Annotated in this window: 14 protein-coding genes; 11 read left to right on the top strand and 3 right to left on the bottom strand. The window is 34.3% G+C overall.

Annotation, left to right across the window (positions count from 1 at the left end):
- Positions 1-38 precede the first annotated feature (38 nt).
- The 8 genes from ACP7AQ_RS10640 (at position 39) to ACP7AQ_RS10675 (ending at position 7,859) form a co-directional block, all read left to right on the top strand.
- The gene (locus tag ACP7AQ_RS10640; RefSeq protein ID WP_426095432.1) at positions 39-1,553 is read left to right on the top strand and encodes a succinate CoA transferase; all 1,515 of its coding nucleotides are present in this window, start codon (positions 39-41) and stop codon (positions 1,551-1,553) included.
- A gap of 509 nt (positions 1,554-2,062) precedes the next feature.
- Positions 2,063-2,446, top strand: a complete 384-nt coding sequence (locus ACP7AQ_RS10645; protein ID WP_426065353.1) for a hypothetical protein — start codon at positions 2,063-2,065, stop codon at positions 2,444-2,446.
- 308 nt (positions 2,447-2,754) lie between these two features.
- A complete protein-coding gene (locus ACP7AQ_RS10650; RefSeq protein ID WP_426095433.1) occupies positions 2,755-3,837 on the top strand; it encodes a zinc-dependent alcohol dehydrogenase family protein in 1,083 nt (360 codons plus the stop codon).
- A 427-nt stretch (positions 3,838-4,264) separates the two neighbouring features.
- On the top strand, positions 4,265-4,597 hold the full coding sequence (locus ACP7AQ_RS10655; protein WP_426095434.1) for an ArsR/SmtB family transcription factor: 333 nt from the start codon (positions 4,265-4,267) through the stop codon (positions 4,595-4,597).
- A gap of 19 nt (positions 4,598-4,616) precedes the next feature.
- Positions 4,617-5,087 carry a DUF6428 family protein gene (locus ACP7AQ_RS10660; RefSeq protein ID WP_426095435.1) on the top strand — a complete coding sequence of 157 codons (471 nt, stop codon included), beginning with the start codon at positions 4,617-4,619 and terminating at the stop codon, positions 5,085-5,087.
- Between the two features lie 15 nt (positions 5,088-5,102).
- A complete protein-coding gene (locus ACP7AQ_RS10665; protein ID WP_426095436.1) occupies positions 5,103-5,738 on the top strand; it encodes a low molecular weight phosphatase family protein in 636 nt (211 codons plus the stop codon).
- Positions 5,738-6,793 (top strand): ACR3 family arsenite efflux transporter, encoded by a 1,056-nt coding sequence (gene arsB, locus ACP7AQ_RS10670; RefSeq protein WP_426095437.1) that lies wholly within the window; start codon positions 5,738-5,740, stop codon positions 6,791-6,793. Before ACP7AQ_RS10665 ends, arsB begins: the two co-directional genes overlap by 1 nt.
- 7 nt (positions 6,794-6,800) lie before the next feature.
- Positions 6,801-7,859: an ArsO family NAD(P)H-dependent flavin-containing monooxygenase gene (locus ACP7AQ_RS10675; RefSeq protein ID WP_426095438.1), complete on the top strand. Its 1,059-nt coding sequence runs from the start codon at positions 6,801-6,803 to the stop codon at positions 7,857-7,859.
- A gap of 735 nt (positions 7,860-8,594) precedes the next feature.
- Here ACP7AQ_RS10675 and ACP7AQ_RS10680 read toward each other — a convergent pair.
- On the bottom strand, positions 8,595-8,711 hold the full coding sequence (locus ACP7AQ_RS10680; RefSeq protein WP_426095439.1) for a hypothetical protein: 117 nt from the start codon (positions 8,709-8,711) through the stop codon (positions 8,595-8,597).
- Positions 8,712-9,642: 931 nt separating this feature from the next.
- Here ACP7AQ_RS10680 and ACP7AQ_RS10685 point away from each other — a divergent pair.
- Together ACP7AQ_RS10685 and ACP7AQ_RS10690 are read left to right on the top strand one after the other, a co-directional pair.
- Positions 9,643-12,630, top strand: coding sequence for a SusC/RagA family TonB-linked outer membrane protein (locus tag ACP7AQ_RS10685; RefSeq protein ID WP_426095440.1), 2,988 nt, complete (start codon positions 9,643-9,645; stop codon positions 12,628-12,630).
- Positions 12,631-12,642: 12 nt separating this feature from the next.
- Positions 12,643-14,034: a RagB/SusD family nutrient uptake outer membrane protein gene (locus ACP7AQ_RS10690; RefSeq protein WP_426095441.1), complete on the top strand. Its 1,392-nt coding sequence runs from the start codon at positions 12,643-12,645 to the stop codon at positions 14,032-14,034.
- 87 nt (positions 14,035-14,121) lie between these two features.
- Here the strand turns inward: ACP7AQ_RS10690 and ACP7AQ_RS10695 are convergent, their stop codons facing one another.
- Positions 14,122-15,084, bottom strand: coding sequence for an arginase (locus tag ACP7AQ_RS10695; protein ID WP_426095442.1), 963 nt, complete (start codon positions 15,082-15,084; stop codon positions 14,122-14,124).
- The gene (rocD, locus tag ACP7AQ_RS10700) at positions 15,084-16,367 is read right to left on the bottom strand and encodes an ornithine--oxo-acid transaminase (protein ID WP_426092735.1); all 1,284 of its coding nucleotides are present in this window, start codon (positions 16,365-16,367) and stop codon (positions 15,084-15,086) included. The genes ACP7AQ_RS10695 and rocD overlap by 1 nt, the downstream gene beginning before the upstream one ends.
- A 228-nt stretch (positions 16,368-16,595) precedes the next feature.
- Here rocD and ACP7AQ_RS10705 point away from each other — a divergent pair, with 228 nt between their 5' ends.
- Complete coding sequence (locus tag ACP7AQ_RS10705; protein ID WP_426065303.1) at positions 16,596-17,048, top strand: Lrp/AsnC family transcriptional regulator; 453 nt, start codon at positions 16,596-16,598, stop codon at positions 17,046-17,048.
- The last annotated feature ends 19 nt before the right edge of the window (positions 17,049-17,067 follow it).

Genomic DNA, 17,067 nt, shown 5'->3' on the forward strand with positions numbered 1-17,067 from the left:
TCAATTTTTGGTTATTTTTTTATTAAAAACACATAATTATGCAGATGGACAGAATTAGATTTCAAAGTTACAAAGACAAAGTTATTTCTGCGGAAGAAGCGGCTTTATTTTTTAAAGACAAAATGACTATTGGAACCAGTGGATTTACAAAAGCTGGTGACAGTAAAGCTGTTCTACCTGCTTTTGCCGAAAGAGCAAAATTAGAAAATATTGGAATCACATTAATTACCGGTGCTTCTTTAGGTCATACCACAGATGCGGATTTGGCTAACAATAACGCCTTGTACAAGAGAATGCCATTTCAGGTTGACGCCACCTTACGAAAAAAAATAAATGAAGGGAAAGTACTTTTTATTGACCAACATTTAAGTGAAACTGTCGAACTTTTAGAGAACAAACACCTTTCGAAAATTGATATTGCGGTTATTGAAGGCACGTATATCGATGAGAATGGAAATGTAATTCCAACAACCTCAGTGGGAAATTCCGCCACTTTTGCGCATACTGCCGATAAAATTATCATCGAAATAAATACTTCCATACCTCTTGAATTCGCCGGGATTCATGACATTTATATTTCAAAAAGTTATCCCAATCGAGACGTTTTAAACATTACGGCTACTGCTGACAGAATAGGAACTAATTATATCACTATCGATCCTAAAAAGGTCATTGGAATTGTTTTTACGGAAATTCCCGATAGTCCAGCACAAGTAACTTCAATAGACCCGAAAACGGCTGCCATTGCCAATCATTTATTGGCTTTTTTTGAAAATGAAATCAAAGAAGGTCGTTTAACCAATTCCTTAATGCCATTGCAGGCCGGAATTGGAAAAGTGGCAAATGCGGTCATGTCTGGCTTTGCCAAAGGAAATTTTGAAAATTTAGTGATGTATTCCGAAGTATTGCAGGACAGCACGTTTGAACTCCTTGATAGCGGAAAATTAAATTTTGCTTCGGCTTCCTCCATCACCGTTTCTGAAAATTGCTATAAAAACATTCTTGATAATTTCGAAAAGTACAAAGACAAAATTCTCCTTCGCCCGCAAAATATCAGCAATTCAGCGGAAGTGATACGAAGATTGGGAGTTATAGCCATAAATACAGCCATCGAATTTGATATTTATGGGAATGTAAATTCTACCCATATTTCAGGCACTAATATGATGAATGGCATTGGCGGGTCGGGTGATTTTGCCCGGAATGCCTATTTGAGTATTTTTGTCACCCAATCATCTTCAAAAGAATTTAATGCCATTTCGCATGTTTTACCAATGGTGTCTCATGTTGATCATACCGAACATGATGTTGATGTTTTAATCACCGAACAGGGAATTGCCGATCTAAGAGGGCTTGCTCCAAGAGAACGCGCCAAAATTATCATTGAAAATTGCACGCATCCGGAATATAGAAAAGTATTATCAGATTATTTTGATCGTGCTTGTTTGCGCGGTGGCCATACACCACATATTTTAGAAGAAGCTTTTAAACTTCATTCCAGATATATTGAAACCGGCAGCATGAAACAAAACTGTTTAGTTGAATTACTCTAACACTAGCATTCATATCTTTTCTAACATCCCCAAACACTCTTGATTGTTCGGGGATTTTTTTTTTAATCAATCGATTTTTTGCAGCTTAAAATCTGCCTATTTTTCTATTTGATATAACATAAATTACTAACTTTAAGGTGCTTAATGTTTTTTTCTTTATGCTACAAAAACTACATTGCTAATTTCTAAAATAAAAAATGGCGGAATAAACGAGATTGTAATTCCGGAAACATGTTTAAATCGTGAAACCGATATTAAATTAACTCGTTGGGTGTAATTAATAAAAATTTTAATTAATCTTTAATAAAAAATTTGAACCACATAGAAACATAGAAAAAAAAAGTAGAATAGCCTAATTCTTGGGTTCACATAGCTATGGTTTTCTCTGAAAAAGTGAAACGCCTTACATAATTTTAAAATCTATGTTTCTATTTGGTTAAAAAATTAAACAAATTGAATTACACCCAACGGGTTAAGTTAATCTCAAACTATTTAAAAACGTATAAAAAATGGACACTAAAAAATCAATTTATCAGTTACATGAAGAACATAAAACGTGGCTAAACAAACTTTTGTTTTATAAGGATGAGCTTGTAATTATGTCTAAGCGAATTAAGGAAGTGGCGGAAAAGAATACTTCAAAAGAGGTTCGTTCTTTAACGGATCATTTTAACAATCAGCTGATTATTCAAAAGGAACAAATTGATATCTTAAGCCATGATATTAAAAGTCACGAATTGTACCTGGAGTCAGCAGCACGTGGTAATCCTAATGCGGTTGATCATGATAAATTTTCAGATCATAAAAACCACAGAGAAAGTATTGCAACTTTTGAAAAACTATTTAAAGATTTAAGAGAAGAATTGATTGATTTTCTATCAAAATGGATGTAGAAGGGATAATTTACGGAAATTAGAACCATATTTTTTCAAAAAAAAGGTTGAACTCTCTTTCTTAAAAGATTTTTATTATCGGATGTACTAAATTAAAATATGAGCTTTCGACGAAAAATACCAATATAAATAGATCGAAATATTTATTTAAAAAAATGATTTATATCATAGAATTTAACAAGCAAGCAAACGAACTTTCAACCATAATTCCCTTGATTAGGAAATCATTAATTAACACAAAATAGTTATAATTAATTCTAATCTTTTTTTAGATAACAAGATTTAATATACTTAAAGCCTGTCCAATAATGGATAAACAACTCTCAAATAAAAGTAAAATGGTTAAGACTAAAACAATGAAAGCTCTAGTTTATGACGGTCCTGGAAAAATACAATTAAAAGACGTCCCACTACCTAAAATCGAAAAAGAGACCGATGTATTGGTAAAAATACTTAAAACCACGATTTGCGGAACAGACTTGGGAATTTTACATGGAAAAACCCCATCGGTAAAACCAGGAACAACATTGGGACACGAAGGAGTTGGAGTAATTGAAGAAATTGGAACTTCCGTTAGGAATTTTAAAAAAGGAGACCATGTAATTATTTCCTGCATCACTTCTGATGGATCCTGCGAATATTGCAAAAAACAAATGTACGCTCATTGTGAGGATGGTGGCTGGATATTAGGAAACCTTATAAACGGTACTCAGGCAGAATATGTTCGTATTCCTCATGCAGATAATAGTCTCCATCTTATACCAAAAGGCGCTGACGAAGAAGCTTTGGTAATGCTAAGCGATATTTTACCTACAGGACATGAAATCGGCGTGATTAATGGCGGCGTAAAACCCGGAGATACCATTGCAATTGTAGGATCTGGACCTATAGGAATGTCAGCCTTGCTTACTGCCCAGTTTTATTCGCCTTCCAAAATTTACATGATTGATATGGATGAAAATCGTTTGAAAATGGCCGAAAAATTTGGCGCCACAGATACGATCAATTCAGCAAAAGAAGATGTCTTAAAAAGAATATTAGCCGAAACTAAAGATGGCGTTGATGTAGCTATTGAAGCAGTTGGAATTCCCGCTACTTTCGATATATGCCAAAAAATTGTTCGCCCCGGTGGTCACATTGCAAATATTGGAGTACATGGAAAACCGGTAGAACTGCAAATTCAAGATTTGTGGATTCAAAATATTACAATAACAATGGGGTTGGTAAATACAAATACTACTCCAATGCTACTGAAAACAGTTTCCTCTGGAAAATTGGAACCCGCCAAACTAATTACCCATCATTTTAAATTAGACGAAATCCTAAAAGCCTATGAAGTTTTTGGAAACGCCGCGAAAGAAAAAGCGATGAAGGTAATTATTGAACCCTAAAATCTGATTGTGACTTTGTATTTATCATTAACCCGTTGAGTGTAATTAATGAAAATTTCAATTAATCTTAAATAAAAAAATTGAATTACATAGAAACATATAAAAAAAGAGTTAGACAGCCCAATTTTTGGCTTCCATAGCTATGATTTTAACTAAAAAGTAAAACGCCTTACATAATTTTAAAATCGATGATTCTATGTGGTTAAAAAATTAAACAAATTGAATTACGCCCAAAGGGTTCATCATTATATATTATGTGAGCAAATCGCACCTTAATTTTAAGATCATTCAAAACTAAAAGGTAATGCGATTGGGATTTAATTTTAATCACTCCTACTCGATTGCATTGCTTTTTAATTTTAAATTAACGTCAAAAAATTTGCTGTTGATTTTTATTAACGTAATATTGCAATATAAATATATAACGATGGGAATTACTAAATCAGAGCATTTCACAGATGAGCAAAACGAATTGGCAATATTGGCGAAAGCTATTGGTCATCCTGCCCGAATTGCCATAATCCAACATCTAATAAAAGTAAACAGTTGTGTGTGCGGTGATATTGTAAACGAGCTGCCACTAGCCCAACCTACAGTTTCGCAGCACTTGAAAGAACTAAAAAATGCCGGACTCATAAAAGGCAATTTTGAAGGGGCTTCCATTTGCTACTGCCTAAATGAAGAGGGCTTCGAGAAAATCAAAGGATTTTTTAAAAACATCAATGACTATTTAGAAAATAAGAAAAATCAATGTTGTTAATTTTTAAATTACAAGAATCATGAAATTATCAGAAATTAAAAAACAATTGAGCAGCTTGGACAACGTTGCTTTTGTATTGCCGAACGGAACTTATGTTCCAGAACATTTTCATGTAACTGAAGTGGGTTTAATCACTAAAAACTTTATTGATTGCGGTGAAAAAGTTCGAAAAGAAACCGTTGTTAACTTTCAATTATGGGACGCCAATGATTTCGAACACCGCTTAAAACCGCAAAAATTATTGGATATAATTGAATTATCTGAAAAAATTTTAGGTATCGAAGATTATGAAGTAGAAGTAGAATTTCAAGCAGAAACGATTGGTAAATACGATATTGGTTTTAACGGAACAGCATTCACTTTGTTAAACAAACAAACAGCTTGTTTGGCCCAGGATCAATGTGGCATTCCAATCGAAAAACAAAAAGTGAAGTTATCCGAAATCGCTAGTCAAACCAACAGCTGCATTCCAGGTGGAGGTTGTTGTTAATTTTAAAACGGTAAAATGGAACAAACCAAAACCATCCTATTCCCAGAAATAGAAAAAGTAATCGGTACTTTGGATTTTGAAACAATAACAGCAGCACGTAAAATCGTTTTGCAACCGCTTATTGATTTTATTCAAGATAAAGTAACGAACGAACAAGAAATTCGGCTGAACTTAATCTGCACCCACAATTCCAGAAGAAGTCATTTGTCTCAGGTTTGGGCACAAACTGCAGCGGCACATTTCAATATAAAAAATGTATTTTGTTATTCTGGTGGCACCGAAGCAACTGCTTTATTTCCTGTGGTTACCAAAACATTGGAACAATCAGGATTTAAAATTAAAACCATCGCAGCAGGGAATAATCCGATTTATGCCATAAAATATGGAGAAAATGAACATCCAATTATTGGTTTTTCCAAAACGTATGATGACGATTTTAATCCACAAATTGAATTTGCAGCGATTATGACTTGTTCACAAGCGGATGGTGGTTGCCCATTTATTGCAGGTGCCGAAAAGCGTATTCCAATCACTTTTGAAGATCCAAAAGCATTTGACAATACGCCACAACAAGAAGAAAAATATAAGGAACGCAGTTTACAAATTGCAACCGAAATGTTTTATGTTTTTTCTAAAATAAAATCATACTAATGAAAGTACATAAAAAAAGATTAAACTTTCTCGACAGTTACTTGACACTTTGGATATTTTTGGCAATGGCAATAGGAGTTTCCATTGGATACTTTATACCTTCCAGCAGTGGTTTTATCAATTCCTTTTCCAGCGGAACAACGAATATTCCACTGGCAATTGGATTAATATTAATGATGTATCCCCCATTGACTAAAATTGATTTTTCAAAAATTTCATTAATGCTTGAAAAACCAAAATTACTGACTGCTTCTTTTTTTATAACCTGGATTGTTGGTCCATTTTTAATGTTCTCATTGGCAACATTCTTTTTGAAAGATTACCCGGAATACATGATGGGTTTAATCATAATTGGGATTGCGCCTTGCATTGCGATGGTAATTGTTTGGAATGAATTAGCCGAAGGAAACAGAGAATTAACCGCTGGACTAATTGGAATTAACAGTTTGCTTCAAGTGTTGTTTTTTAGTTTGTATGCCTATTTCTATTTGGAAATCATGCTGCCATTAATTGGAATAAAAGGGTTAGAATTAAATATTACGATTGCTGAAATTGCTACTACAGTTGGAATTTATTTAGGGATTCCATTTGCATTAGCAGTAATCAGCCGTTATACCATCAAGAAATTCATTGGAGACAAATGGTTCAATCAAAAGTTTATTCCTTTTGTTTCTCCAATTACGTTGATTGCGTTGCTTTTTACGATCATCATTATGTTCAGTTTAAAAGGTGAAATGATAGTCGACTTGCCACTAGATGTGATTAGAATTGCCATTCCACTTGTCATTTTTTTTACCATTATGTTTTTCCTGATGTTCTTTGTTTCCAAAAAAATTGGAGCAAATTATAGAGACGCCGTTGCGCTTTCATTCACGGCATCCGGAAATAATTTTGAGTTAGCAATTGCAGTTTCCATTGGTGTTTTTGGAATCAACAGCGGACAAGCGTTTGCCGGAGTTATTGGACCGCTTGTAGAAGTTCCCGCCTTGATAATTCTGGTTAATGTTTCTTTTTGGTTAAGAAAAAAATATTACGCTACAACAAACGTAAAGTAACGTTATTATGCAAGAAATACTGGATGTTATTGTTATTGGTAGCGGACAAAGCGGATTGGCTTGCGGGTATTATTTACGACGCCATAAACTCAACTTTCTAATCTTGGATAAAGAAGAAAAATGTGGTGGTGCTTGGCTTCATGCTTGGGACAGTTTGACGCTTTTTTCTCCTTCTGAACACAGTTCTTTGCCGGGCTGGTTGATGCCAAAATCTAAAAATCTATTTCCTTTAAAACAAGAAGTAATTGATTATTTGTGCCAATATGAAAAGCGTTATGAACTGCCAATAGAGCGCTCCGTTACTGTAGAAAACATAACTTCTGAAAATAAAGTATTCAAAGTTTACACCAAGAAAGGAATCTATTTTTCAAAAGCAATTATTGCTGCGGCGGGAACTTGGAACAATCCTTTTATTCCAAAGATTAAAGGAATAGATACTTTCAAAGGAATTCAAATCCATTCCGCCCATTACAAAAATGCAGAGCAGTTTAGGAATTTAAACGTACTGGTAGTTGGCGAAGGTAATTCAGGAGCACAAATTGTAGCCGAAGTTTCTAAAGTCACCTCCGTGAAATGGTCAACCAGAAAACCACCACAATATTTACCGGATGAAGTGGACGGGTTTTATCTTTTCAACGTGGCAACCGCCAAATACAACGCTGAAAAAGAAGGAAAACCATTCAATGCGGCCAATTATGATTTGGGAAATATTGTAATGGTCCCGCCAGTTCAGGAAGCTCGATCCAGAGGAGTACTTATTTCAAGTGGCAGTTTTGAAAACATTTATGAAAACGGTGTGATTTGGTCTGACGGATCCAAAGAAGATTTTGATGCGATAATCTGGTGTACCGGTTTTGGTTATGCGACCTCTTTTTTGAAAAATATTGTTTCAACAGATGAAAGAGGCATCATAAAAACTGAAGAAAGCAAAGCAACTGAACTTCCCGGATTGTGGCTTGCTGGATACGGCAGTTGGACTGGTTATGCATCCGCAACACTCATTGGAATAAACAGAAATGCCAAACAAACCTGTAACGAAATTACTGAATATTTACAGAAAAACTAAATCTGTTTATTTGAAAATAAAATCAATACCGAGATTTAATCTCTTTATTGCCTATGATACATTTCAACAACCTCCGTTTTGAATTTATTTTTGAGCCATGCAGTCAACTTTTGTTTTTCGGTGGTATTTAGATCTTTTTTACTTTCATAAAGTACTACAGTAATCACTTTTTTAGTATTCTTATCTTCATTAAAGACATGATTCGCAGTAGCAATATTTTCAATTTCAGGAAACAGTATTTTTGTTTCATTTAAAACAGCATTATTATCAAATTTTAAAGAAGTAATTTGACTTTGAAGCTAGAAAATAATCAAATCTTTTTCGCTCGCGGTTTTAGTGTTAAAAGTGATTTCATTTAAAATATCCTGCTTTAAATCGCTTGTGTCTTGAATAATATTTAATATCATGTTATTCAATTCATACGATTTCAATTTTTCATTCAGTCCTTTTATTTCGACCTTATCCAACCTTTTTCGTAAAAAAGCAATATCTATTTTTTTGGGGTTGAAGTGAACTGCTTTTTTTTGTAAAGCACTGTATCTCTTTTATCTAAAAACTCCACTTTCAAAAATTGTTCTACCTTTTGTTTGTATTTTTTTTCTTTAAAAAGCTGATATGCAAAACAAATACGGGGTACTATCAGTGCTAAAGTCAAAAAAGAAATTATTTACCGAACTCGCTTTTCTGTCTTAAAATTGGTTTGTTTAACACGTGGGTATTTCAAATATTTAACAATTATAAAGGTTGCAATACAAATGAAAACACAATTAATAGTGTACAAATACATCGCACCAAAAAAAAATCTAAAATTCCCAAAGCTAAGCCATAACCCGCAGTACTCAAAGGAGGCATTAATGCAGTTGCGATGGCAACTCATGGAATAGGATTTTCTTTTTCTACCTTTGTAATGGCTATCACTCCAACGAGCCCTCCAAAAAAAAGCAAAAAAATATCTTAAATTTTGGGTCATGTTCTTGTTAAAAATACTAATTATGTGTCTTTTAAAGGACTCAAATAAAAGTAAATTTTAGAAACCACCAAACTCATTATTGTGGCGATAGGTAAGTTTTAAATGATCTTTTACATCAATTAAAATCATAAATTATCAAACCAAAACCGGCTTCAGTAATTGGTCCCATAAAATGTTAAATGATCAGGTCATAAGTAATAACAGCCGTTAAATTCACATTCAAACAGATAAAAGCCACTACCGCATAGGCCAAAATCTATAAAGATGATCCTTGAAAAGAGATGTTTGAAGTGACATTATCCAATACTTTCTTTTTGTATTCTTAAACGCTAGGTAAGTCAAAAAAATTTACAACTTTATTTACGCTTCCATGTTTATTTGTTACTAAAATAAGATTCGAAAATTAAGAATTAATCTTTACAATCATCCGTGAGAACATCAAGATGAACATTTTTGAACTAAATGAAAATTTTCTCATTTATCTGAAACGTGACTAATTAAGTAAAATATATGATGTAGAGTCTGTTTACTACTTCAATAAATATGTTGTGCCAGTAAATTTCTTAACAAGTCTATTCAAGAGTTTCCAAATGCTTTTTAATTTGATTTTTGTTACTCATAACTGTTACACTGCCTACAGCGAGTCAAAATTTAATTTGTTGATAAGATATTTTTATGAATTCTGTTTTTTTATTCAATAAAAATTAAATTTTCAATAATAAAACAACATACAAACATTTTTATTAAGTATAATGAAATATAATTAACATTTTATTTGGATATTTGACTCAATTAATCTTAAACCAAACCAAAATGAAAATGAAATTCAAACAATTTTTGAGTTTACTAATTGTACTGTCCGTGCAATTGACATTTGCTCAAGAAAGTACCTTGTCCGGTAAAGTGACTGACATGGGCGGACTACCAGTACCCGGCGCTAACATTATTGTTAAGGGAACAACAATTAGTGCACAAACTAATTTCGATGGAGATTTTACCATAAATGCAAAAAAGGGACAAATTTTAATCGTCAGTTTCGTGGGGATGAAAACTGTAGAAATTTCAGGATCTTCTTCTATGCTGATAAAGCTTGGTGACGCGTCAAATCAATTAGAAACAGTCGTTGTTGTGGGTTATGGAACCCAAAGCAAAAAGAAATTAACGGATAATATTGCTCGTGTAACAGCTAAAGATATCCAACAGATTCCGGTATCGAATGTGCAAAATGCTTTAGTTGGTAAATTGGCTGGAGTTCAAATCACACAAACCAACGGTAAAGTGGATGGAGGCATAAACATTCGTGTACGTGGTGCCGCCAGTATCAGTGCCGGGACACAACCATTGTATGTTTTGGATGGAATTCCTTTGGTAACAACAAATGAATCCAGTAATGGCGCACCAACCAACCCATTATTAACCTTGAGCCCAAACGAGATTGAATCTATTGATGTGCTAAAAGATGCATCATCAGCCGCAATTTATGGTGCCAGAGGAGCAAATGGTGTGGTATTGATAACTACTAAAAGAGGAAAAGAAGGCAAAGGAACGTTTTCGATCAATCTTTCACAAGGAGTTAGTCAGGCTACAAACAAAAGAAAATTCCTGAACGCGGATCAATACATCGAACTTTTTACAGAAGCTTCTATCAATGGACTTGGCGATGCTGTTGAAGCCGAAGATACTTTCGATTTCTTGGCACAAGGTACAGATTGGAGAAATAGAGAAGTAGACACTGATTGGCAGAATACTGCGTTTCAAGACGGATTTAATACCGATGCTGATTTCTCAGTATCAGGGGGAGATGCAAATACCAGATATTTCTTCTCTGGCGCATACAACAATACAACAGGAATTATAAATAGCAATGCATTAGAACGAATTACCGCTCGTACAAATGTTTCCCACAAAGTTTCAGACCGCTTTACTGCTGGGATGAATTTAAGTTTCTCTAGATCAGAAATTGATCGTATTCAGGATGATAACTCTTTCACGACTCCATTACAAGCCGTAGCACAATCACCATTGTCTCCAGATCGTTTTGAGGACGGTACTGCTAATCCAAATACTTTATATGCGAATTATTTATTAGCGATTGACAATTCATTTTGGAAAACATTAATGAGAAGAGTTACAGGAAAAGTGTATGGAGAATTTAAGATTATCCCTTCTTTAAAAGTAAATTCTGATTTTTCTTATGACCTTTTGTCGCAGACAGAAGATGCTTGGTATGGGAAAGATTCTCCTTTTATGGCTACTGATGGTGAAGCTTTCGCCACTTCTGTAAATAACGAGACGTACATTTACAGTAATTATTTAACCTTTGACAAAACTTTTGGCGAGAAACATGATATTAATGCCGTTGCCGGTGTGGAGTTCAATAAATTTAATCGCAGGTTTCAAAGTGTAACTAGTATTTATTTTCCAAATGACTCTTTTCAAACTGTAGACGGTGGAGCAGAAGTTTCTGCAGGATCAGGTAATGAAACAGATTACACTTTTGTTTCTCAGTTTGGTAGAATCACCTATTCATTTGATGACAAATACATTTTCAAAGCAAGTATTCGTCGTGATGGTTCTTCTCGATTTGGTAAAAACGAAAGATTTGGTACTTTTCCAGCTTTTTCAGCTGGTTGGATTATTTCAGAAGAAAGTTTCTTAAAAGACAATACTACTTTAACTTTTTTAAAATTAAAAGGAAGTTGGGGTAAATTAGGAAATGCAGAATTAGGCAATTTTGCTTCCCGCCAATTATACGGCTCAAATCCTTATAACTTAAAATCAGGACTTTCTTTTTCTCAAGCAGGAAATGATAATCTTACTTGGGAAAAGTCTACTCAAATCGATTTTGGTGTTGAATTTGGTTTAGTAAACCGAATCAGTGTCGAAGCTGATTACTACAAAAAAAATACCAATGGATTACTGTTTAGTGTACCATTAGCATTAAGCTCTGGTGCGACATCTATCAATCAAAACATTGGTGAAGTACAAAGTAGCGGAGTTGAATTTACTTTAAATACAAAAAACATTGAGTCGGCGAATCTTAAATGGAATACCAGCTTTAACATTACAACTAATGAATCTGAAGTAGTGTCCATGCCAAACAATAATAAAGATATCATTGGTGCATTTACGATTAACAGAGTTGGAGAAAATATATCTTCCTTTTTCTTGGCAGAATATGCTGGAGTTGATCCTGCTAACGGTGATGCATTGTATGTAAAAAATACCCGTAATGATGATGGATCTTTGGATAAATCAACAACTAATGATTATGCTGAGGCTTCAAGAGTTGTTTCCGGAAATCCTTTCCCAACATTGATGACTGGTATGACCAACACCATAAACTATAAAGGAATTGACTTGTCTTTCACTTTCCAAGGAGAATGGGGAGCTAGCATTTACAACTCAGCAGGAAAATATCAATCGGTTGCTGCTGATTATTTTGACAACCAAACGATTGATCAATTGGATCGTTGGCAAAATCCTGGCGATATTACTAATGTTCCGCAAGCCAGATTGTACGGAAGTAACGGAACTGGAGAATCAACACGATTTTTGGACAAATCTGATTTTGTTCGTTTAAGAAATCTAACAATAGGATATTCTTTATCAGGAAGTGCTATAAAAGAACTCGGAATGAGCAGCGTACGCCTTTACGCAACGGGTGTCAACTTGCTTACATTCACAAACTATTCTGGTTATGACCCAGAAGCAAGAAGAGATGATGCGGGTATTGGAGAAGAATTTTATTCGGCACCACCTGCAAGAACAATTGCTTTAGGAGTAAATATTAATTTTTAAAAATTAAAAAAAATGAAATCAAATAAATTAATCTTATTTATTCTTTTCGCTACTTTTTTTGCAAGTTGTGATAATGAATTAGAAATTGATCCGAAACAAAATGAAGATGCAACAGTAACATTAAGCACTGAAACCGGTATTACTAACATACTAACAGGCACTTATGCTACCGCGGCTGACGGCGATGTTTATGGAGGCAGAATATTGACTTCTGCTGATTTATTGGCACAAACTGGTATAACTGCAACTACTGACTTTAGATGGAGAGGTACTTTTGGCGAATGCCGACAAATGTATTCTAAAAGTATTCTTGTAAACAACGCTTTTGTTCAACAAATTTATGCCAGAAACTATCAAATAATAAATGCGGCCAATACTGTTATTGAAAATATAGATAAAGTACCAGATCCGGAAAAAAAGGCGACAATGGTTGCTGAAGCCAATTTCTTAAGGTCAATGGCGTACTTTGATTTGGTTCGTTTCTTTGCAAAACCATACGAAGCAGGTCAGACAAATACACAATTGGGTGTAGTTATCCGACCAAATGCAATCTATGATTTCACTGTTGATTTAGCAAAAGAAAGAAGCACTGTTGCCGAAGTGTACGCGGTAATAATCTCAGGTTTGAATCTGGCTTACAATGACCTTCCGGAAAACAATAGTTTTTATGCTGATAAATATGCTGCGAAAGCTTTATTAGCAAGAGTCTACCTTCAACAAGGGAATTATATAGCTGCCAGAGATGCGGCTGATGATGTAATAAAAAACAGCGGACGCTCATTATCTACAAAATATGCCAACGCTTTCAACCACGATGTAAACCAAAGTGAGGATATTTTTGCAATCCAAATCACAAAACAAACTGGAGAAAATGAAATGACAATTTTATATGCTTCTGAAAACAATGGTGGACGTGGAGGCGATATCGAAATCAGATCTACTTATTTAGCTAAATTTACAGATCCTGCTGACGAAAGACGAAACTTTAATTACATCAATCCAGACAATGGAAGAAGATTGACTTCTAAATATACCAATCAATTTGGCGATGTTCCCTTAATTCGTTTGGCTGAAATGTACCTGATTCGAGCAGAATCCAATTTCAGAGCTGGAACTTTTGTTGGAAATACACCATTAGCTGACGTTAATTTACTGAGAACTCGTGCAAATGCTACAAATTTTCTAACCATTTCCTTAGCTACTATTTTAAGAGAACGCCAATTAGAATTAGCCATGGAAGGTTTTGCCATTCACGATTTAAAAAGAACAAAGGCTTCAATTGATGTTTTTGCAGACGGAACGAAATTGATTCCATATAATGACAACTTATTGGTATTTCCTATTCCGCTAAGAGAGATGGATACAAATAGTAAAATCAGTCAAAATCCTGGTTACGGAGGCTAATACAATTCCATACTATTAGAAAAAACCATTAATTAAAAAGCCCGAAATCAATTTTGATTTCGGGCTTTTTTATAAATTCTAAAAAAACTATTCAACAGGATTAACAAGTTCTGAAGTTATGGACTCTAAAACTTCAAATGCAGTTTCTGCCATTTTATTTCCTTTGGTGTCCAATAATGGATTAACCTCCACAAATTCGATACAAACCACTTTTTTGGTTTGGATAATCTGATTGATGATTGCTATAATTTCATATTGATCAAAACCTTTAGGAACCGGCGTTCCTGTTCCACAAGAAATCATATCACAATCCATGGAATCCACATCAAAAGAAATATATAATACCTCACAGTGCGATAATTTAGACAACGCTTCAGCGACACATTTCTGCAAACCTCGATACCTTACTTCATCAACTTTATAATTTTTGATATGCAATTTTTCAATTTGCTTGTCCTCCTCTTCTTCAGTATCACGCACACCAAAATAAATCAGATTTTCAGCCAAAACTTTTGGTCCTTTAAAGCCAATATTTTTCATATCCTCCCAATGCTGTTGTGTTTCAGAGGGAACTTCGTTATTCTGACAACTCAAATTATCATCGCCAAGGGCAGCAGACAATGGCATTCCATGAATATTTCCAGATGGTGAAGTGTAAGGCGAATGCAAATCGGCATGCGCATCAATCCAAAATACGCCAATATTTTGCTCAGGATACGCCGCTTTGATTCCGCTTAACGTTCCTAATGCCGAAGAATGATCTCCCGATAATACAATTGGAAAATAATTCCCTTCAATATTTTTCTTTACCGCATTACAAACCCTAGTGCATTGCTCCACAACGTGCTCAATTCTTTTAGCTGAAGAACTTCGATTTTTATCATATATGGATTCATTATGCGTTTTAACATCTTCAAACTCAAATTGATTAAAATAATCACTGTTCTTATTAATTGCTGCAATCTCTATAGCATCAATCCCTAAGTCAGATCCTCGCGTACCTGCACCAATATCAGATCGGTTCTTTATTAATTTTATCGTTTTTCCCATTATCTGAAATCGTTTAAAGCTCTTTCAATAATAGCCAAACATTCGTGTATTTGAGATTCCGTAATTACTAATGGCGGAGCAAATCTAATTTTGTTTCCGTGTGTTGGCTTTGCCAATAACCCATAATCTCTAAATTTCATACAAATATCCCAAGCTAAATCGGATTCTTCATCACTGTTGATAACTATGGCATTCAATAATCCTTTTCCTCTAACCAATGTAATTAAAGGATTTCTGGAGGCGATCTCGTTAAGTCCAGTTCTTAAAACTTCACCTAAGTAAGCGGCATTTTGCGCCAAATTTTCCTCTTTTACCACTTCAAGCGCTGCAATGGCAACAGCAGCAGCAATAGGATTTCCTCCAAAAGTAGATCCGTGTTGTCCCGGCTTAATTACGTTCATAATATGATCATTCGCTAAAACTGCCGAAACTGGGTAAACACCACCTGAAATAGCTTTACCTAAAATAAGAATATCCGGTTTTACTTCCGGATTGTTTTCACAACCTTTTTTGCATTCACAATTTCCACAAGTTGCCAATAATCTTCCGGTTCTCGCGATTCCCGTTTGTACTTCATCTGCAATAAATAAAACATTATGTGCCTCACAAAGCGCTTTCGTTTTTGCTAAATATCCTTCAGAGGGAACATACACTCCAGCTTCACCTTGAATAGGCTCGACTAAAAATCCTGCAATATTTGAAGTTGATTTCAATACGTCCTCCAATGCTTCAACATCATCATATGGGATTTTAATAAATCCTTCTGTGAATGGTCCAAAGCTTTTACGTGCATTTTCATCATTCGAAAATGAAATGATAGTTGTTGTTCTTCCGTGGAAATTGTTTTCACAAACGATAATTTGTGCTTGATTTTCAGGAATTCCTTTTACCTCATACGCCCATTTTCGACATAATTTCAAAGCGGTTTCCACAGCTTCTGCACCAGTATTCATTGGCAATACTTTATCAAAATCAAAATACTTGGTTACATATTCTTCAAAAGGTCCTAATTGATCATTATGAAAAGCACGTGAAGTCAAGGTCAATGTTTGTGCTTGTTTTATCATAGCACCAACAATTTTCGGATGACAATGCCCTTGATTAACGGCGGAATATGCTGATAGAAAATCAAAATATTTCTTTCCATCGACATCCCAGACATAAACGCCTTCGCCTTTTTCTAAAACCACAGGTAATGGATGGTAATTGTGCGCACCGTATTGATTCTCTTTTGCTATCAACGCTTCAGATTTTGAAGACAGGTTTTGCTCTGTATGTGTCATGATATTTCGAATTTACTATTTGAAAAAACAAAATTACTGTTTTTTTTTAATTTACCAATAAAATAAATATTTTGACTTTTAAAAAGATCTTATGTAAAAATATTTATTTAATTTAGATTAAAATAAGTCATTTAAGAATTCTGGAACCAATTTAAAGACATATTCCGAATTAAATAAAAATAAGTACTTTTATACAAACATAAGAGCATTATTTATAATTAAACCAACATGGACATAGTAGACGAATTTGATATCAATATTATTAAAGAATTAGAAAAAGATGGAAGAATGGCATATTCAGCCATTGCAGCCAATCTAAAAATATCAAATACCATGGTGCATCAACGCATCCACAGATTGATGGAACAAGGAATACTTACAGGGATAAAACCAGTAATCAATGAAAAAAAAGTGGGGTATGATTGGGGATCTTTTACGGGAATTACGTTAAATAAAGATCAGGACTCTGATAGAATTATTGAAGAACTGAAAAAAATTCCGGAAATAACAGAATGTTACTATATTACCGGATCTTTTACCCTTTACATAAAAATCATAGCCAAAGATCACGAACACATGCGAAAAGTCCTGTACGAAAAAATAGACAATATTCCCGGTATTGCCAAAACCGATTCCATAATTGAATTGGGCTGCGCTTTTAAAAGAAACGTTTCTCTCTAATTATTATTCAAATGCCGAC

Source organism: Flavobacterium sp. DSR2-3-3 (assembly GCF_049896585.1).
Taxonomy (GTDB): domain Bacteria; phylum Bacteroidota; class Bacteroidia; order Flavobacteriales; family Flavobacteriaceae; genus Flavobacterium.